Raw genomic sequence first — 15,769 nt, 5'->3', positions numbered from 1 at the left:
GTGCTCCTTACTTGGAGTACAGCTCAACGATCAACGATTCGTTGATATCGGCTGGCAAATCCGAACGGTCCGGAATGCGCTTGAAGACGCCTTTCAGACCCTTGGTGTCGACCTCGACCCAGTCGGGGAACCCATACTGCTCAGCGAGCGCGAGCGCATTCTGGATACGGACCTGCTGGCGCGCGGCCTCGCGAACCTCGACCTGATCCTCCGCGCTGATCTGGAAGGACGGGATGTTCACGATGCGTCCGTTCACCAAGATCCCTTTGTGGCTCACGAGCTGACGCGATTCCGCACGCGTCGCGCCGAAACCCATCCGATAGACGACATTGTCGAGCCGACGCTCGAGGAGCTGCAGCAGGTTCTCACCCGTAGCACCCTTGCCCTGCGCGGCTTTCTTGTAGTAATTGCGGAACTGCTTTTCCAGAACGCCGTAGATGCGGCGAACCTTCTGTTTCTCACGCAGCTGGACACCATAGTCGGAGAGGCGGCGGCGGCGATCGGTCGTCTGACCGGGCTGCTTCTCCAGATTGCACTTGGTATCCAAAGCGCGCGCGCGACTCTTGAGCGAGAGATCGGTGCCTTCGCGCCGCGCCAGCTTGCAGGTAGGGCCTGTGTAACGTGCCATGTCTCTTCCTGTTGAACTGTCAGACGTCAGACGCGCCGCTTTTTCGGCGGACGGCAGCCATTGTGCGGGATCGGCGTCACGTCGGTGATACTGGTGATCTTGAAGCCAGCGTTGTTGAGCGCACGCACAGCGGATTCACGTCCGGGCCCAGGCCCTTTCACGTTCACGTCCAGATTGCGCAGCCCGTACTCCTTCGCGGCCTGGCCAGCCTTATCGGCAGCAACCTGGGCCGCAAAGGGCGTGCTCTTGCGCGAACCGCGGAAGCCGGAGCCGCCAGAGGTCGCCCAAGCGAGGGCATTGCCCTGGCGATCGGTGATCGTGATGATGGTGTTGTTGAAGGAGGCGTGGACGTGAGCGACCCCGTCCGCGACCTGCTTCTTGACCTTCTTCTTCGTGTTGCGAATCGGTTTAGCCATTCGACGTAATCCAGCTCATAGGCAGCGCGCAGGCGCTTAGCGTTTAATCGGGCGACGCGGACCCTTGCGGGTCCGGGCGTTGGTTCGGGTCCGCTGTCCACGCAGCGGCAAACCACGGCGATGACGGATGCCACGGTAGCAACCGAGATCCATCAGACGCTTGATGTTCATCGACACTTCGCGGCGCAGGTCGCCTTCGACCGCGAATTTCGCGACTTCGCCACGCAGCTTGTCGACTTCTTCTTCGGTCAGGGCCTGAACTTTGGTTTCGCGCGGGATGCCCGCGGCGTCGCAAATTTGACCCGCACGAGTGCGACCAATGCCATAAATCGCAGTCAACGCGATCACGGCGTGTTTTTTATCTGGGATATTGACGCCGGCGATACGGGCCATAGTTTACGAACCCCTTTGTCCTAAATGCTCAGCGGGTAAACCGCGTAGTATATCAAACGGTCTGATCAGGTCAACCGGAGAGTGGTCAACCCTGGCGCTGTTTGTGGCGCGGGTCAGAGCAAATAACCCGGACTGCCCCGTTGCGCCGGATGATCCGGCAGTTTCTGCACAACTTCTTGACTGATGCACGCACTTTCATTGTTTATCTCCTAAGACTCGAGCGCCCCAGCGCTTCAAAATGGACCTAGCGCAACATGCCGGCGCCCGGCGACTTCAGGTTGGCCTTTTTCATCAGACCTTCGTACTGATGCGACATCAAATGCGCCTGTACCTGGGCCATGAAATCCATGACGACGACCACGACGATCAACAGCGAGGTACCCCCGAAGTAGAAGGGGACGTTGTAGCCGACGATCAAAAACTCAGGCAGCAGACAGACAGCCGTGATGTAGATCGCGCCCGCGCCCGTGAGCCTCGTCATAACCCCATCGATATATCGCGCCGTCTGCTCACCGGGCCTGATGCCAGGGATGAAGGCACCAGAGCGCTTCAGGTTGTCTGCTGTCTCCTTCGCGTTGAACACCAAGGCGGTGTAGAAGAAGCAGAAGAAGACGATCGCCGTCGCGTAGAGCAGCACATACAGCGGCTCCCCTGGCGCAAGCTTCGAGGTAATGTCAGCAATCCATCGCAGATCTTCATTGCTGCCGAACCACTGCCCCAAGGTGCCAGGGAACAGGATGATGCTCGAGGCGAAAATCGGCGGAATAACACCCGCCATGTTGAGCTTGAGCGGCAGGTGCGTACTTTGCGCCTGCATCATCTTGCGGCCCTGTTGCCGCCGGGCGTAGTTCACGGTGATTCGCCGCTGACCACGCTCCACGAACACCACGAATGCCGTCACCCCCAGCGCCATCGCGAAGAGCGCAAGCACCGCGAGGGAATTCATCTCGCCAGTGCGCGCGAGTTCGAGCGTTCCCCCCAGCGCCGCCGGCAGACCGGCCACGATTCCCGAGAAGATGATCATCGAGATCCCGTTGCCGATTCCGCGCTCCGTAATCTGCTCGCCGAGCCACATGAGGAACATAGTCCCCGTGACCAGCGACACGGTCGCAGTGAACACAAAACCAAATCCGGAATGCGTCACGAGCGCCGAGCCACCCGCTGTCTGGCCCTGCAGGGCCACCGAGATCCCGATCGCCTGGAAGGTCGCTAGAAACACCGTCCCGTAACGGGTGTACTGGGTGATCTTGCGCCGCCCGGACTCGCCTTCCTTCTTCAGCTGCTCGAGCTGCGGTACGACGGATGTCATCAGCTGCACGATGATGGATGCAGAGATGTAGGGCATCACGCCCAGCGCGAAGAGACTCGCGCGCATCAAGGCGCCACCCGAGAACATGTTGAACATGCCCAGGATGGAGCCCTGATTCTGCTCGAAGAGGATGGCGAGCGCCTCCGGGTTCACCCCGGGGACCGGGATGAAGGTACCGATGCGGTAGACCAGCAGAGCCCCCACCAGGAACATCAGACGCTGCTTCAGCTCGGTCAGCTGACCGGCCGCGCCCAGCGCCTTACCCATGGATCCGACGTTTCTAGCCATCCGTTTCGCGCCTTTCGCTTAGTCTTCGACGTTGCCGCCAGCGGCCTCGATCGCGGCCCGAGCGCCCTTGGTCACGCCGAGACCACGAACGGTCACCGCCCGACTCAATGCCCCAGACGCAATGACCTTCGCCACCTTCACGGCCTGATTGATGACACCGGCCGCCTTCAGGGCCTGCAAATCGACGGTATCACCCTCGACCAGCGCCAGCTCTTGCAGACGGACCTCGGCGGAATAAAGTGCCTTGCGGGAGCGAAAGCCGACTTTCGGCAGACGACGCTGCAACGGCATCTGACCGCCTTCAAAGCCAACTTTATGGTAGCCGCCCTTGCGGGACTTCTGCCCCTTGTGGCCGCGGCCGCAGGTCTTGCCGAGTCCGCTGCCGATACCCCGCCCGACCCGCTTCGGGGCGGTGCGGCTGCCCTCAGCGGGCTTCAGATCATTGAGATGCATCTCAGGACTCCTCCACGACCTTGACCATGTACGACACGGCATTGACCATGCCGCGCGTACAAGGCGTATCTTCGACTTCCACGACCTGGTGCATACGGCGCAAGCCCAGCCCCTGGACGCAAGCCTTGTGACGATCGAGGCGACCGTGGGCGCTGCGCACCAGCGTCACCTTCATGGTTTTCTTGTCAGACATCGCTTACCCCAGAATCTCTTCAACGGTCTTGCCGCGCTTGGCAGCGATGGTCTCGGGGTCGTTCATCTCGCGCAGCCCGTTCACCGTCGCACGTACGACGTTGATCGGGTTGTTGGTGCCGATGCACTTCGCCAAGACGTTCTGCACCCCCAGCACCTCGAACACTGCACGCATCGCGCCACCAGCAATGATGCCGGTACCGTCGGACGCAGGCTGCATGAAGACCTTCGCGGCGCCATGCTTACCCTGCAGCGGATACTGCAAGGTGGTGCCGTTGAGCTTGACCTCGACCATGTTCTTACGGGCGCTTTCCATTGCCTTCTGAATCGCGATCGGCACCTCGCGTGCCTTACCACGTCCGAAACCGACCCGCCCCTTGCCGTCGCCGACCACCGTCAGCGCGGCAAAGCCGAACTGACGCCCGCCCTTGACCACCTTGGCGACGCGATTGACCGACACCAGCTTCTCGAGAAGGTCGTCGCCTTCTGCCTTTGGATTGAAGTTCGCCATGATCGACCCCTTAGAATTTCAGTCCGGTCTCACGCGCGGCATCCGCCAACGCCTTGAGACGACCGTGGTAACGGAAGCCGGAACGGTCGAACGCAACCGAATCCACACCAGCGGCCAAGGCGCGCTCTCCGATCGCCTTGCCAATGACGGCGGCTGCCGCGACATTTGCCTTGTTTCCCTCGATCGACTGACGGAGTTCTTTCTCCAAGGTCGATGCGCTCGCGACAACCTTGTCGCCGGTCGGGGCGATAATCTGCGCATAGGTGTGACGCGGCGTGCGATGAACGCACAAGCGATACACACCAAGCTCCCGGATCTTGGCGCGAGCCCGCGACGCGCGACGCAGACGAGCCTGTTTCTTATCCATTTCTGAGACCCCTTATTTCTTCTTGGCTTCCTTACGCAGGACGTTCTCGTCCGCGTAACGAACACCTTTGCCCTTATACGGCTCCGGCGGACGGAACCCCCGAATCTCGGATGCGACCTGACCGACCTGTTGTTTGTCGGCGCCACTCACGACGATTTCGGTCTGACTTGGGGTCTCGATCGTGATGCCCTTTGGCACTGGATAATCGATCGGATGAGAGAAACCGAGGCTCAGGTTGAGGACATCGCCCTTCGCCTGCGCACGATAGCCCACGCCAACCAGCGTCAGCTTGCGGATAAAACCCTCGCCGCAGCCAACGATCATGTTGTTCAGCAAGGCACGGGTGGTCCCAGCCATGGCCCAGGCATCATTCTGCCCCTCGGCCGGCGCGACCTTGATCGCACCCTCGTCCTGGCAAACGGCAACCGCCGGGTGGACAGTCCACTCCATGTTGCCCTTCGAGCCCTTGACTTTGACGGTCTGGCCAGCGATCTCGACAGTGATACCCTTTGGCACCTGAATCGGCGCCTTCGCGACACGTGACATATCCGCCTCCCTTTAAGCGACGTAGGCGATGATCTCGCCGCCGTGCCCTGCTTGACGGGCCGCGCGGTCGGTCATCAGACCCTTGGAGGTGGAAATGATCGCAATACCGAGTCCCGCCCAGACCTTGGGCAGCTCGTTCTTATTGCGATAGATGCGCAGACCTGGGCGCGAAACGCGCTTCAGCATCTCGATGACTGGCTTGCCACGGTAATACTTGAGCTTGATGATCAGCTCGGACTTGCAGCCATTGGCCTCGACCGTTGCGTCGGCGATATAACCCTCTTCCTTCAGCAAGTTCGCGATCGCGACCTTTTGCTTGGAAGACGGCATCACAATCGTGATCTTGCCGCGCTGCTGGCCGTTGCGGATGCGTGTCAGCATATCCGCAATCGGATCCGACATACTCATGTGGTTTCTCCTGGGTCAGGCCACCTTTGCGGTGCGATACCCTGAAATCAGTTGACAGTTGTCAGTTGACAGTTGTCAGTCAGGCAGCCGAGCGGCTGACCCCTTCCTGAGCATGACTGACAACCGCATTGCTGCACCCTCGCCGCGAGATGACTTGCATCCGTCTCGCTCGAAGGTGCTTTGGTTAAGTCGCCCTTGGACGGTCGTGAGTCTCAGGAATCACGAAGACAGCCAAACGACCGCTTCGATCCTGACAACTGAGAACTGTCCACTGACAACTTGAGCTACCAGCTAGCCTTGACGACGCCGGGAACGTCACCGCGCATCACGGCCTCGCGCAGCTTGTTGCGCGACAGTCCGAACTTGCGATAGACAGCGTGCGGACGTCCGGTGATCCGGCAACGACGCTGCTGACGCGTGGGGCTGGCATCGCGCGGCAGCTTCTGCAGCTTGGCCGTCGCTTCGTCGATCTGCTCCGGACTTGCAGTGCGATCGTTGATCACAGCCTTCAGTGCCGTGCGCTTCGCGGCGTATCGGGCAGCAGTCTGGGTGCGCTTGACGTCGCGCGCAATCATGCTTTTCTTCGCCATAATCCTGTCTCAGATCCCTGGTCTTAGGTACGGAACGGGAAATTGAAGGCCTCGAGCAGCGCTCGACCCTCCGCGTCCGTCCGGGCCGAGGTCGTGATGGTGATATCGAGGCCGCGGAGCGCATCGATCTTGTCGTATTCGATCTCCGGGAACATGATCTGCTCACGCACACCCATCGAATAGTTGCCACGACCATCGAACGCCTTGGGGCTCAGTCCGCGGAAGTCGCGGATACGCGGGATCGAGACATTGATCAGTCGGTCGAGGAACTCATACATCCGCTCGCGGCGCAGCGTCACCTTGCAACCGATCGGCCAACCCTCGCGGATCTTGAAGCCGGCAACCGATTTGCGTGCGAAGGTCACGATGGGCTGCTGCCCAGCGATCGCCCGCATGTCCGCCACGGCGTTGTCCATCACCTTTTTGTCGGCGATGGCTTCACCCACACCCATATTGAGGGTGATCTTCTCGATGCGCGGCACCTGCATCACGCTCTTGAAGCCCAAACGCTCCTTGAGCTGGCCGACGATGCGCTCGTTGTATTCAGTCTGTAATCTGGACATCTCGCTTCCTTCCCTCAGACGTCGATGACTTCGCCGTTCGATTTGAACACGCGAACCTTGCGACCGTCTTCCAGGGTCTTGAAGCCAACGCGATCCGCTCCACCCTTCTGGGGGTTGTAGAGCGCGACGTTGGACACGTGGATCGGCATCGCCTTGTCGACGATCCCGCCCGGCTCACCGGCCTGCGGATTCGCCTTCTGATGCTTGCGGGCGATATTGATGTTCTCGACGATCAAATGACCCTCGTCGACCACCTTGAGCACGGTCCCGCGCTTGCCCTTGTCTTTACCGGTGATGACCATGACGTCGTCACCTTTTCTGATCTTTTGCATGACGTCGTCTCCTTACAGCACTTCAGGCGCCAGCGAAATGATCTTCATGAAGCGCTCGCCGCGCAGTTCGCGCGTCACGGGGCCGAAGATACGCGTGCCGATCGGCTGCAGCTGGTTGTTCAGCAGTACGGCCGCATTACCGTCGAAGCGGATCAAGGATCCATCTGGACGACGCACACCCTTGCGCGTGCGCACGACGACGGCATTGTAGACATCGCCTTTCTTGACCTTACCGCGCGGAATGGCATCCTTGACGGTGACCTTAATGACATCGCCGATGCCCGCGTAGCGCCGATGCGACCCGCCAAGCACTTTGATGCATTGCACGCTCTTGGCGCCGCTATTGTCGGCGACGCTGAGATTCGTCTGCATCTGAATCATTGTCTTTTACCTAAAGCTCGTTGCTGATCCGGGGTTGAATCCGGTTGCTCTGCGAATGACCGCGCCGACCGCGAGAACGGACGAATGCCTGCTAAGCAGGACGAGGGGCCGTCTCAGCGTGCCTTCTCGACGATCTCGAGCAGACGCCAGGACTTAGTCTTCGAGAGCGGACGGCACTGCTCGACGCGCACCAAGTCGCCTTGGTTGCAGCTGTTGTCTTCGTCGTGCGCATGCACCTTCGTGGAGCGCCGCATGAACTTGCCATAGAGCGGATGCTTGACGCGTCGCTCGATCAGCACGGTCACCGTCTTATCCATGGCGGCGCTGACAACGCGCCCTTCCAGGGTCCGATTGGTCTTGTTCTCGTCGCTCATGATTTACCGCCCGCCGTCAGTTCTGCCATCACCGTCTTGATCCGGGCGATGTCCCGGCGTACGACCTTCATCTGCGAGGGCTTGGACAGCTGCCCAGTACCCCGCTGCATACGCAGGTTGAATTGCTCGCGAAGGAGGTCGACCAGTTGCTTCTGCAGCTCTTCGACGCTGGTGGTTCTAAGCTCGTTCGCCTTCATCACAGAATCGTCCGCTTAATAAAGGTGGTCTGCACAGGCAGCTTCGCCGCAGCCAGCTTGAAGGCCTCACGCGCCAGCTCCTCAGTCACACCCTCGATCTCGTAGAGCATCCGGCCCGGCTGGATGAGTGCCACCCAGTATTCGACGTTACCCTTGCCTTTACCCATACGAACCTCGAGAGGCTTTTTCGAGATGGGCTTGTCGGGGAAGACACGGATCCAAAGCTTGCCACCGCGCTTGACGCTGCGGGTAATGGCACGACGCGCCGCTTCGATCTGACGCGCCGTCAGGCGTCCGCGCTCGGTCGCTTTCAGGCCGAACTCGCCAAAGCTCACGCTATTACCGCTCTGAGCCAGGCCACGATTGCGACCCTTGTGCTGCTTTCTGAATTTGGTACGTTTTGGCTGCAGCATGACTTACCCCTTCTTACCGGCCGTCTTGGACGCCGGCTCCTCAGGGTGTTGATCGGCAAAGACCTCACCCTTGAAGATCCAAACCTTCACGCCGAGAACCCCATAGGTGGTCCGTGCCTCGGCGAATCCGTAGTCGATGTCGGCACGCAGAGTGTGCAAAGGCACACGTCCATCACGCGCCCACTCGCTCCGCGCGATTTCGGCGCCATTCAGGCGGCCCGCGACGTTGACCTTGATGCCCTCGGCACCCAGACGCATGGTGTTCTGGATGGAGCGCTTCATGGCGCGGCGGAACATGATGCGCCGCTCGAGCTGCTGCGCGATCCCTTCCGCCACCAGCTGTGCGTCGAGCTCCGGCTTACGGATCTCCTCGATGCTGATGTGGACCGGAATCCCCATCATGGCGGACACCTTCGCCCGCAACTTGTCGATGTCCTCGCCCTTCTTGCCGATCACCACGCCAGGACGGGCCGTGTGAATGGTGATATGAGCGTTCTTGGCAGGACGGTCGATCTGAATGCGGCTGACCGAGGCCTTCGCGAGCTCCTTGCGCAGGAAGCCCCTGACCTGAAGATCAGTGTTGAGCAGATCGGCGTAATCTTTCGAATTCGCGTACCACTTGGACGTCCAATCCTTGACGATGCCAAGTCGGATACCATTCGGATGAACTTTCTGTCCCATGCTGGTCCCCTGGATCCCCTAGGCTTCGGCCACAGTCAGTGTGATATGACTGGTGCGTTTCATGATGCGGTTCGCGCGGCCCTTGGCGCGCGGCATGATCCGCTTCATGGTCGGGCCTTCGTTCACCTGAATGGCCGCGACCTTGAGCTCGTCGATATCCGCACCTTCGTTGTGCTCGGCGTTGGCAATGGCGGACTCTAGGACTTTCTTGATGAGCCCGGCACCCTTCTTGGTGCTGAAGCTCAGCGTGCTCAGGGCTTCCTCGACATGGCGGCCCCGAATTAGATCCGCGACCAATCGGGCCTTCTGGGCCGAGATTCGGGCGTACTTGAGTGTTGCGACGGCTTGCATCCTCGATCTCCGACTAGCGCTTCTTGGCCTTACGATCAGCCGCATGTCCACGGTAGGTGCGGGTAATCGAGAATTCGCCCAGCTTGTGGCCGATCATGTTTTCATTGACGAGCACCGGCACGTGCTGACGCCCGTTATGGACCGCAATGGTTAGACCAACCATCTCGGGCAACACCATGGAACGGCGTGACCAGGTCTTGATCGGGCGCTTGCTGTTTTGGGCGACCGCCTCTTCCACCTTCTTGACAAGGTGGTGGTCCACAAAGGGTCCTTTTCGAATCGAACGTGGCACTTGCTCAACCTCGCCTTAATTACTTGCGACCGCGGCGACGCACGATCATGCTGTCCGTCCGCTTGTTCTTACGTGTCTTGTGACCCTTGGTCGGCACGCCCCAGGGAGTGACCGGATGACGGCCACCGGAGGTACGGCCCTCACCACCGCCATGCGGGTGGTCGACTGGGTTCATGACCACACCACGGACCGTCGGGCGAACACCGCGCCAGCGGCTCGCGCCGGCCTTGCCGAGCTTACGCAGGCTATGCTCGTTGTTACCGACCTCGCCGATCACGGCGCGGCAATCGGCATGCACCTTTCGCATCTCGCCGGAGCGCAGACGCAGGGTCGCGCTACCGGAGTCACGCGCCACGAGTTGAGCCGACGCGCCCGCTGAGCGAGCGATCTGCGCACCCTTGCCGGGGCGCATCTCGATGCAGTGCACCTGCGTACCGACAGGGATATTGCGCAAGGGCATGCAGTTGCCCACCGAAATGGGCGCTGCATCGCCAGCCTGCACAGGAGCGCCCACATTCAACCCCTTAGGGGCGATGATATAGGCGCGCTCGCCATCGGCGTACTTCAGCAGCGCAATGTGCGCGGAGCGATTCGGGTCGTACTCCAATCGCTCGACGGTCGCCGGGACGCCCTCTTTATTGCGCTTGAAATCGATGATGCGATAACGCTGCTTGTGACCGCCGCCTTGGTGGCGAACGCTCACACGGCCCTGATTGTTACGCCCGCCGTTCTTGCTCTTCTTCTCGAGCAGCGGCGCATGCGGCTCCCCCTTATGCAGCCCAGGGGTCTGCACCTTGACGACGAAGCGGCGCCCAGCAGACGTCGGTTTAGTCTTTACGATTGGCATCTTGGTCTATCCGTTGCTATCCGCTGCGCAATCAAGCTGCGCCGCCGAAGTCGATGTCTTGACCTGGCTGCAGACGGACATAGGCCTTACGCCAGTCCTGCCGCTTGCCGAGCCGCTGCCCGAAGCGCTTCTGCTTGCCCTTGACGTTGAGGATCTGGACCTCGTCGACCTTGACCTCGAACATCAGCTCGACCGCCTTGGCCACTTCTTGCTTGCTCGCGTCCCGCAGAACGCGGAAGGCGACATGCCTGGAGATCTCCGCCATGCGGGTCGATTTCTCCGAAATGATCGGCGACAGCAGCACCTTCATCAGACGCTCATTGTTCATGCGAGGCGCTCCTCAAGCTTCTTGATCGCTGCCTCGGTTGCAAGCACGTGTCCAAAGGCGATCATGCTGACCGGATCGACCTCCTGAGCCGACAGGACGTCGACCTTCGCCAGGTTGCGAGCCGCCAGGTACAGGTTCTCGTCGAGACCATCGGTCAGAATGAGAACATCCTGCACGTCGTAGGTCTTCAACAGGGCCACCATCTCCTTGGTCTTCGGCGCGGAGACCGAAAGGTCGGAGGCGATGATCAAACGCTCGCTGCGCACCAGTTCCGAGAGGATCGAGCGCACCGCACCGCGGTACATCTTGCGGTTGACTTTCTGACTGTAGTCACGCGGTTGAGCGGCGAAGGTCACACCACCCGAGCGCCAGATCGGGCTGCGCGAGGTGCCCGAGCGTGCACGGCCGGTACCCTTCTGGCGCCACGGTTTGGCACCGCCACCAGAGACCGCCGAACGGTTCTTCTGTGCCTTGGTGCCGGCACGCGCGCCCGCCATATAGGCGGTCACGACCTGGTGAACCAGGCCTGGTTTGAATTCCACGCCGAAGACGGCGTCGGAAACTTGCACACTGGCCGCGCCAGTGTGGTTTCTGATGGCGATCTCCATGAGTGCTTAGCCCTTGTTCTTCTGCTTGACGGACGGCAGCACGATCAAGCGCCCGCCTGTCGGACCGGGCACACCGCCGCGGACCAGGAGCAGGTTGCGGTCGGCATCGACGCGTACTACCTCGAGGTTCTGCTGGCAACGATTAGCGGCACCCAGGTGCCCCGCCATCTTTTTGCCTTTCCAGACACGACCAGGTGTCTGGTTTTGGCCAATCGAGCCGGGCGCGCGGTGCGACAGCGAGTTGCCATGCGTGCGATCTTGTCCGGCGAAATGATGGCGGCGGATGACGCCAGCGAAGCCGCGACCCTTGGTCACGCCACGCACATCCACTTTCTGGCCCGGCTCGAAGATCGCTACGCTGATCTCGTGCCCGACCTGCATGTCTGCGCCTTCCTCTCCTTCCAGAGGGAACTCGCGCAGCACCTCGCCGGCCTCGACCCCTGCCTTCGCGTAGTGACCCGCCATCGGCTTTGTCACGCGGGAGGCCCGGCGCTCGCCAAAGGCGACCTGAATGGCGCGATAGCCATCGGTTTCCACGGACTTGACCTGGCTGACGCGATTCGGTGACACCTCGATCACGGTGACCGGGATACTCTCCCCGTCCTCGTTGAACAGGCGCGTCATGCCGGCTTTGCGCCCGATAACTCCAATCGTCATCGTTTCGTCCTCAGCTCAGCTTAATCTGGACGTCGACACCGGCGGCCAGATCCAGTTTCATCAGCGCGTCGACCGTCTTGTCTGTCGGGTCGACAATGTCCATCAGGCGCTTGTGGGTGCGCAGCTCGTACTGATCGCGCGCGTCCTTGTTGACATGCGGCGAGACCAGGACCGTGAAGCGTTCCTTTTTGGAAGGCAGCGGAACCGGACCCCGCACCTGTGCGCCCGTGCGCTTGGCGGTGTCGACGATTTCGCGAGCGGACTGGTCGATCAGACGGTGATCGAACGCCTTGAGTCGGATTCGGATTCTCTGATTCGCCATTTCCTTACTCGATAACCTTTGAAACCACACCAGCGCCGACGGTCCGGCCGCCTTCGCGCACGGCAAACCGCAGACCTTCTTCCATGGCGATCGGCGCAATCAGCTTGATCGTCATCTTGACGTTGTCACCCGGCATGACCATCTCGATGCCCTCGGGCAGCTCGCAGGCGCCCGTGACGTCGGTGGTGCGGAAGTAGAACTGCGGGCGATAGCCATTGAAGAACGGCGTGTGACGACCGCCCTCTTCCTTGCTCAGCACGTAGACTTCGGCTTCGAAGTGGGTGTGCGGGGTGATCGAGCCGGGCTTGGCCAGTACCTGACCGCGCTCGACGTCTTCACGCTTGGTGCCACGCAGCAAGGCGCCAATGTTGTCGCCGGCCTGACCCTGGTCGAGCAGCTTGCGGAACATCTCGACACCGGTGCAGATGGTCTTGACGGTGTCCTTAATCCCGACGATGGCGACTTCTTCACCCACCTTGACGATGCCGCGCTCGACACGACCGGTGACGACGGTGCCGCGACCGGAGATGGAGAAGACGTCTTCGATCGGCATCAGGAAGGCGCCGTCGATCGCACGCTCGGGCTCGGGGATGTAGCTGTCGAGCGCCTCCATCAACTTGTCGATGGACGGAGTGCCAATCTCGGAGGTGTCGCCTTCGAGCGCCAGCTTCGCCGAGCCGGTGATGATCGGGGTGTCGTCTCCCGGGAAGTCGTAGCTGGAGAGCAGCTCACGCACTTCCATCTCGACGAGCTCGAGCAGCTCGGCGTCGTCCACCATGTCAGCCTTGTTCAGGTAGACCACGATGTACGGCACACCGACCTGACGCGAGAGCAGGATGTGCTCGCGGGTCTGCGGCATCGGACCGTCGGCCGCGGAGCAGACCAGGATCGCGCCGTCCATCTGCGCCGCACCCGTGATCATGTTCTTGACGTAGTCAGCATGGCCGGGGCAGTCGACATGGGCGTAGTGACGCTTGTCGCTCTCGTACTCGACGTGCGCGGTGGCAATGGTGATGCCGCGCTCGCGCTCTTCGGGGGCGTTGTCGATCTGGTCATAGGCACGTGCCTCACCACCGAATTTCTTCGCCTGGTGGGTCGTGATCGCCGCCGTCAGCGTGGTTTTGCCGTGATCGACGTGGCCAATGGTGCCAACGTTGACGTGGGGCTTGCTACGTTGAAATTTTTCTTTAGACATCCCGCTCTACCTATAACTCGATGACTATTTCTTGGAGACCGCTTCGGCAATGCTGGCGGGCACCTCGTTGTACTTGCTGAACTCCATGCTGTAGGTCGCGCGACCCTGAGTCGCAGAACGGAGGTCGGTTGCATAGCCGAACATCTCCGAGAGCGGAACCTCGGCACGGATGATCTTGCCGGACGGCGCGTCCTCCATCCCCTGGATCATGCCGCGACGGCTGTTCAGGTCGCCCATGACGTCGCCCATGTTCTCTTCGGGCGTCACCACCTCGACCTTCATGATGGGCTCCAGCAGGACTGGCTTGGCCTTGGCCGCGGCCTCCTTGATCGCCATGGAACCGGCAATCTTGAACGCCATTTCGCTCGAGTCGACCTCGTGGTAAGAGCCGTCGTAGAGCGTGACCTTGATGTCGACCATCGGGAAGCCCGCCAGGATGCCGTTCTTCATGGCCTCCTGGATACCTTTGTCGACGGCCGGGATATATTCCTTCGGCACGGTGCCGCCAACGATCGCGTTGACGAACTCGTAGCCAGCGCCCGCCTCTTGCGGCTCAGCCTTGATATAGACGTGGCCGTACTGCCCGCGGCCACCAGACTGGCGAGCGAACTTGGTTTCCTGCTGGACGGCAGTGCGGATGGTCTCGCGGTAGCTGACCTGAGGCGCACCGACATTGGCCTCGACCTTGAACTCGCGCCGCATGCGGTCGACGATGATCTCCAGGTGCAGCTCGCCCATGCCGGAAATGATGGTCTGGCCGGACTCTTCGTCGGTATGCACGCGGAAAGACGGGTCTTCCTGCGCCAGCTTGGAGAGCGCGACACCCATCTTCTCCTGGTCGCTCTTGGTCTTCGGCTCGACCGCAACGGAGATGACCGGCTCGGGGAACTCCATCCGCTCCAGGGTGATGATGTTGTTGAGATCGCACAGGGTGTCACCAGTGGTGACGTCCTTCAGACCCACCGCAGCCGCGATGTCGCCCGCGCAAACCTCCTTGATCTCCTGGCGGTCGTTGGCATGCATCTGCAGGATACGGCCGATGCGCTCCTTCTTGCTCTTGACCGGGTTGTACAGGGTATCGCCCGACTTGAGGACGCCCGAGTACACGCGAAAAAAGGTCAAGGTACCGACGAAGGGATCGGTCGCAATCTTGAACGCCAGCGCAGAGAAGGGCTCCGAATCGGACGAGTGACGCTCGGCTTCGGTCTCGTCCCTGTCGTCGAGAATACCCCGGATCGCAGGCACGTCGACCGGCGAGGGCATGTAGTCGATCGCGGCGTCGAGCATGGCTTGCACGCCCTTATTCTTGAAGGCGGAGCCGCACATCATGGGGACGACCTCGGTCTTCAGCGTGCGCGCGCGAAGGCCGGACATGATCTCCTGCTCGGTCAGCGCCTCGCCCTCGAGATACTTCTCCATGAGCTCTTCGCTGGCTTCGGCGGCAGCCTCGACCATCTTCTCGCGCCACTCCTCGCAGGTCGCGACCAGATCTTCCGGGATATCGCGCAGCTCGTATTCCATGCCACGCGAGGCATCATCCCAGTAGATGGCCTTCATCTTGACGAGATCGACGACGCCCTTGAAGTCTTCTTCGGCACCGATCGGCACCTGGATCGGCACCGCGTTACCGCCGAGGCGATCCTTGACCTGCTGCACGACGCGAAAGAAGTTCGCGCCCATGCGGTCCATTTTGTTGACGAATGCAATGCGCGGCACGCCGTACTTGTCGGCCTGACGCCAAACGGTTTCGGATTGGGGCTCGACACCACCAACCGCGCAGAAGACGGCGCAGGCGCCGTCGAGGACGCGTAGCGAGCGCTCGACTTCGATGGTGAAGTCGACGTGTCCGGGGGTGTCGATGATGTTGATACGATGCTCAGGGCGCTCACGGCTCATGCCTTTCCAGAAGCAGGTCGTGGCGGCAGAGGTGATGGTGATTCCACGCTCCTGCTCCTGCTCCATCCAGTCCATGGTGGCAGCGCCGTCGTGCACTTCGCCGATCTTGTGCGAGACACCCGTGTAGAACAGGATGCGCTCGGTCGTAGTGGTCTTCCCGGCATCGATGTGCGCCATGATGCCAAGGTTGCGGTACCGCTCAATGGGTGTGCTACGTGCCACGACTAAATC

General features: G+C 61.0%; 28 protein-coding genes. All 28 read right to left on the bottom strand.

The window, feature by feature from the left end; genetic code table 11:
• Positions 1 to 7: 7 nt before the first annotated feature.
• Positions 8 to 628: a 30S ribosomal protein S4 gene (rpsD, locus tag CKO23_RS06525; RefSeq protein ID WP_200329253.1), complete on the bottom strand. Its 621-nt coding sequence runs from the start codon at positions 626 to 628 to the stop codon at positions 8 to 10.
• Positions 629 to 654: 26 nt separating this feature from the next.
• Entirely contained in the window at positions 655 to 1,044 is a 390-nt protein-coding gene (gene rpsK / locus CKO23_RS06520) for a 30S ribosomal protein S11 (protein ID WP_200329251.1), read from the bottom strand.
• 36 nt (positions 1,045 to 1,080) lie between these two features.
• The gene (gene rpsM / locus CKO23_RS06515; RefSeq protein WP_200329249.1) at positions 1,081 to 1,437 is read right to left on the bottom strand and encodes a 30S ribosomal protein S13; all 357 of its coding nucleotides are present in this window, start codon (positions 1,435 to 1,437) and stop codon (positions 1,081 to 1,083) included.
• Positions 1,438 to 1,522: 85 nt separating this feature from the next.
• On the bottom strand, positions 1,523 to 1,636 hold the full coding sequence (rpmJ, locus tag CKO23_RS06510) for a 50S ribosomal protein L36 (protein WP_200329247.1): 114 nt from the start codon (positions 1,634 to 1,636) through the stop codon (positions 1,523 to 1,525).
• Between the two features lie 45 nt (positions 1,637 to 1,681).
• Positions 1,682 to 3,034, bottom strand: coding sequence for a preprotein translocase subunit SecY (secY, locus tag CKO23_RS06505; protein ID WP_200329245.1), 1,353 nt, complete (start codon positions 3,032 to 3,034; stop codon positions 1,682 to 1,684).
• A gap of 18 nt (positions 3,035 to 3,052) precedes the next feature.
• Complete coding sequence (gene rplO / locus CKO23_RS06500) at positions 3,053 to 3,487, bottom strand: 50S ribosomal protein L15 (protein WP_200329243.1); 435 nt, start codon at positions 3,485 to 3,487, stop codon at positions 3,053 to 3,055.
• Between the two features lies 1 nt (position 3,488).
• Positions 3,489 to 3,680 carry a 50S ribosomal protein L30 gene (gene rpmD / locus CKO23_RS06495; RefSeq protein WP_200329241.1) on the bottom strand — a complete coding sequence of 64 codons (192 nt, stop codon included), beginning with the start codon at positions 3,678 to 3,680 and terminating at the stop codon, positions 3,489 to 3,491.
• Positions 3,681 to 3,683: 3 nt separating this feature from the next.
• Positions 3,684 to 4,190, bottom strand: coding sequence for a 30S ribosomal protein S5 (rpsE, locus tag CKO23_RS06490; protein WP_200329239.1), 507 nt, complete (start codon positions 4,188 to 4,190; stop codon positions 3,684 to 3,686).
• A 10-nt stretch (positions 4,191 to 4,200) separates the two neighbouring features.
• A complete protein-coding gene (rplR, locus tag CKO23_RS06485) occupies positions 4,201 to 4,557 on the bottom strand; it encodes a 50S ribosomal protein L18 (RefSeq protein WP_200329237.1) in 357 nt (118 codons plus the stop codon).
• Between the two features lie 12 nt (positions 4,558 to 4,569).
• Entirely contained in the window at positions 4,570 to 5,103 is a 534-nt protein-coding gene (gene rplF / locus CKO23_RS06480; RefSeq protein WP_200329235.1) for a 50S ribosomal protein L6, read from the bottom strand.
• A 12-nt stretch (positions 5,104 to 5,115) separates the two neighbouring features.
• Positions 5,116 to 5,511 (bottom strand): 30S ribosomal protein S8, encoded by a 396-nt coding sequence (gene rpsH, locus CKO23_RS06475; protein WP_200329233.1) that lies wholly within the window; start codon positions 5,509 to 5,511, stop codon positions 5,116 to 5,118.
• Positions 5,512 to 5,795: 284 nt separating this feature from the next.
• Entirely contained in the window at positions 5,796 to 6,101 is a 306-nt protein-coding gene (gene rpsN / locus CKO23_RS06470; protein WP_200329231.1) for a 30S ribosomal protein S14, read from the bottom strand.
• A gap of 23 nt (positions 6,102 to 6,124) precedes the next feature.
• Entirely contained in the window at positions 6,125 to 6,664 is a 540-nt protein-coding gene (rplE, locus tag CKO23_RS06465; RefSeq protein ID WP_200329229.1) for a 50S ribosomal protein L5, read from the bottom strand.
• Between the two features lie 14 nt (positions 6,665 to 6,678).
• Positions 6,679 to 6,996: a 50S ribosomal protein L24 gene (gene rplX, locus CKO23_RS06460; protein WP_200329227.1), complete on the bottom strand. Its 318-nt coding sequence runs from the start codon at positions 6,994 to 6,996 to the stop codon at positions 6,679 to 6,681.
• A gap of 12 nt (positions 6,997 to 7,008) precedes the next feature.
• Positions 7,009 to 7,377, bottom strand: coding sequence for a 50S ribosomal protein L14 (gene rplN / locus CKO23_RS06455; RefSeq protein WP_200329225.1), 369 nt, complete (start codon positions 7,375 to 7,377; stop codon positions 7,009 to 7,011).
• Positions 7,378 to 7,490: 113 nt separating this feature from the next.
• The gene (gene rpsQ, locus CKO23_RS06450) at positions 7,491 to 7,751 is read right to left on the bottom strand and encodes a 30S ribosomal protein S17 (RefSeq protein WP_200329223.1); all 261 of its coding nucleotides are present in this window, start codon (positions 7,749 to 7,751) and stop codon (positions 7,491 to 7,493) included.
• Positions 7,748 to 7,948, bottom strand: a complete 201-nt coding sequence (rpmC, locus tag CKO23_RS06445; protein WP_200329221.1) for a 50S ribosomal protein L29 — start codon at positions 7,946 to 7,948, stop codon at positions 7,748 to 7,750. The genes rpsQ and rpmC overlap by 4 nt, the downstream gene beginning before the upstream one ends.
• Positions 7,948 to 8,361, bottom strand: a complete 414-nt coding sequence (gene rplP, locus CKO23_RS06440; protein WP_200329219.1) for a 50S ribosomal protein L16 — start codon at positions 8,359 to 8,361, stop codon at positions 7,948 to 7,950. Before rplP ends, rpmC begins: the two co-directional genes overlap by 1 nt.
• A 3-nt stretch (positions 8,362 to 8,364) precedes the next feature.
• Entirely contained in the window at positions 8,365 to 9,042 is a 678-nt protein-coding gene (gene rpsC, locus CKO23_RS06435; protein WP_200329217.1) for a 30S ribosomal protein S3, read from the bottom strand.
• Positions 9,043 to 9,060: 18 nt separating this feature from the next.
• Entirely contained in the window at positions 9,061 to 9,393 is a 333-nt protein-coding gene (rplV, locus tag CKO23_RS06430; RefSeq protein ID WP_200329215.1) for a 50S ribosomal protein L22, read from the bottom strand.
• Between the two features lie 13 nt (positions 9,394 to 9,406).
• Positions 9,407 to 9,685, bottom strand: coding sequence for a 30S ribosomal protein S19 (gene rpsS / locus CKO23_RS06425; protein ID WP_200329213.1), 279 nt, complete (start codon positions 9,683 to 9,685; stop codon positions 9,407 to 9,409).
• Between the two features lie 19 nt (positions 9,686 to 9,704).
• The gene (rplB, locus tag CKO23_RS06420) at positions 9,705 to 10,532 is read right to left on the bottom strand and encodes a 50S ribosomal protein L2 (RefSeq protein ID WP_200329211.1); all 828 of its coding nucleotides are present in this window, start codon (positions 10,530 to 10,532) and stop codon (positions 9,705 to 9,707) included.
• Positions 10,533 to 10,563: 31 nt separating this feature from the next.
• Complete coding sequence (gene rplW, locus CKO23_RS06415) at positions 10,564 to 10,860, bottom strand: 50S ribosomal protein L23 (protein WP_200329209.1); 297 nt, start codon at positions 10,858 to 10,860, stop codon at positions 10,564 to 10,566.
• Positions 10,857 to 11,468, bottom strand: a complete 612-nt coding sequence (gene rplD, locus CKO23_RS06410; protein WP_200329207.1) for a 50S ribosomal protein L4 — start codon at positions 11,466 to 11,468, stop codon at positions 10,857 to 10,859. Before rplD ends, rplW begins: the two co-directional genes overlap by 4 nt.
• A gap of 6 nt (positions 11,469 to 11,474) precedes the next feature.
• Positions 11,475 to 12,125, bottom strand: coding sequence for a 50S ribosomal protein L3 (gene rplC / locus CKO23_RS06405; RefSeq protein ID WP_200329205.1), 651 nt, complete (start codon positions 12,123 to 12,125; stop codon positions 11,475 to 11,477).
• A gap of 10 nt (positions 12,126 to 12,135) precedes the next feature.
• A complete protein-coding gene (rpsJ, locus tag CKO23_RS06400; RefSeq protein ID WP_200329203.1) occupies positions 12,136 to 12,447 on the bottom strand; it encodes a 30S ribosomal protein S10 in 312 nt (103 codons plus the stop codon).
• Positions 12,448 to 12,451: 4 nt separating this feature from the next.
• Positions 12,452 to 13,642, bottom strand: a complete 1,191-nt coding sequence (gene tuf / locus CKO23_RS06395) for an elongation factor Tu (RefSeq protein WP_200329182.1) — start codon at positions 13,640 to 13,642, stop codon at positions 12,452 to 12,454.
• A gap of 24 nt (positions 13,643 to 13,666) precedes the next feature.
• On the bottom strand, positions 13,667 to 15,760 hold the full coding sequence (gene fusA / locus CKO23_RS06390; protein WP_200329201.1) for an elongation factor G: 2,094 nt from the start codon (positions 15,758 to 15,760) through the stop codon (positions 13,667 to 13,669).
• Positions 15,761 to 15,769: the final 9 nt, after the last annotated feature.

This window comes from Thiocystis violacea, assembly GCF_016583565.1.
In the GTDB taxonomy this organism is placed as follows: domain Bacteria; phylum Pseudomonadota; class Gammaproteobacteria; order Chromatiales; family Chromatiaceae; genus Thiorhodococcus; species Thiorhodococcus violaceus_A.
This window is presented reverse-complemented; position numbering and strand designations above follow the sequence as displayed.

What these genes read in the sequence shown, in the direction of transcription:
- rpsD (WP_200329253.1), bottom strand. Translation starts at nt 628, where the DNA reads ATGGCACGTTACACAGGCCCTACCTGCAAGCTGGCGCGGCGCGAAGGC.
- rpsK (WP_200329251.1), bottom strand. Translation starts at nt 1,044, where the DNA reads ATGGCTAAACCGATTCGCAACACGAAGAAGAAGGTCAAGAAGCAGGTC.
- rpsM (WP_200329249.1), bottom strand. Translation starts at nt 1,437, where the DNA reads ATGGCCCGTATCGCCGGCGTCAATATCCCAGATAAAAAACACGCCGTG.
- rpmJ (WP_200329247.1), bottom strand. Translation starts at nt 1,636, where the DNA reads ATGAAAGTGCGTGCATCAGTCAAGAAGTTGTGCAGAAACTGCCGGATC.
- secY (WP_200329245.1), bottom strand. Translation starts at nt 3,034, where the DNA reads ATGGCTAGAAACGTCGGATCCATGGGTAAGGCGCTGGGCGCGGCCGGT.
- rplO (WP_200329243.1), bottom strand. Translation starts at nt 3,487, where the DNA reads ATGCATCTCAATGATCTGAAGCCCGCTGAGGGCAGCCGCACCGCCCCG.
- rpmD (WP_200329241.1), bottom strand. Translation starts at nt 3,680, where the DNA reads ATGTCTGACAAGAAAACCATGAAGGTGACGCTGGTGCGCAGCGCCCAC.
- rpsE (WP_200329239.1), bottom strand. Translation starts at nt 4,190, where the DNA reads ATGGCGAACTTCAATCCAAAGGCAGAAGGCGACGACCTTCTCGAGAAG.
- rplR (WP_200329237.1), bottom strand. Translation starts at nt 4,557, where the DNA reads ATGGATAAGAAACAGGCTCGTCTGCGTCGCGCGTCGCGGGCTCGCGCC.
- rplF (WP_200329235.1), bottom strand. Translation starts at nt 5,103, where the DNA reads ATGTCACGTGTCGCGAAGGCGCCGATTCAGGTGCCAAAGGGTATCACT.
- rpsH (WP_200329233.1), bottom strand. Translation starts at nt 5,511, where the DNA reads ATGAGTATGTCGGATCCGATTGCGGATATGCTGACACGCATCCGCAAC.
- rpsN (WP_200329231.1), bottom strand. Translation starts at nt 6,101, where the DNA reads ATGGCGAAGAAAAGCATGATTGCGCGCGACGTCAAGCGCACCCAGACT.
- rplE (WP_200329229.1), bottom strand. Translation starts at nt 6,664, where the DNA reads ATGTCCAGATTACAGACTGAATACAACGAGCGCATCGTCGGCCAGCTC.
- rplX (WP_200329227.1), bottom strand. Translation starts at nt 6,996, where the DNA reads ATGCAAAAGATCAGAAAAGGTGACGACGTCATGGTCATCACCGGTAAA.
- rplN (WP_200329225.1), bottom strand. Translation starts at nt 7,377, where the DNA reads ATGATTCAGATGCAGACGAATCTCAGCGTCGCCGACAATAGCGGCGCC.
- rpsQ (WP_200329223.1), bottom strand. Translation starts at nt 7,751, where the DNA reads ATGAGCGACGAGAACAAGACCAATCGGACCCTGGAAGGGCGCGTTGTC.
- rpmC (WP_200329221.1), bottom strand. Translation starts at nt 7,948, where the DNA reads ATGAAGGCGAACGAGCTTAGAACCACCAGCGTCGAAGAGCTGCAGAAG.
- rplP (WP_200329219.1), bottom strand. Translation starts at nt 8,361, where the DNA reads ATGCTGCAGCCAAAACGTACCAAATTCAGAAAGCAGCACAAGGGTCGC.
- rpsC (WP_200329217.1), bottom strand. Translation starts at nt 9,042, where the DNA reads ATGGGACAGAAAGTTCATCCGAATGGTATCCGACTTGGCATCGTCAAG.
- rplV (WP_200329215.1), bottom strand. Translation starts at nt 9,393, where the DNA reads ATGCAAGCCGTCGCAACACTCAAGTACGCCCGAATCTCGGCCCAGAAG.
- rplB (WP_200329211.1), bottom strand. Translation starts at nt 10,532, where the DNA reads ATGCCAATCGTAAAGACTAAACCGACGTCTGCTGGGCGCCGCTTCGTC.
- rplW (WP_200329209.1), bottom strand. Translation starts at nt 10,860, where the DNA reads ATGAACAATGAGCGTCTGATGAAGGTGCTGCTGTCGCCGATCATTTCG.
- rplD (WP_200329207.1), bottom strand. Translation starts at nt 11,468, where the DNA reads ATGGAGATCGCCATCAGAAACCACACTGGCGCGGCCAGTGTGCAAGTT.
- rplC (WP_200329205.1), bottom strand. Translation starts at nt 12,125, where the DNA reads ATGACGATTGGAGTTATCGGGCGCAAAGCCGGCATGACGCGCCTGTTC.
- rpsJ (WP_200329203.1), bottom strand. Translation starts at nt 12,447, where the DNA reads ATGGCGAATCAGAGAATCCGAATCCGACTCAAGGCGTTCGATCACCGT.
- tuf (WP_200329182.1), bottom strand. Translation starts at nt 13,642, where the DNA reads ATGTCTAAAGAAAAATTTCAACGTAGCAAGCCCCACGTCAACGTTGGC.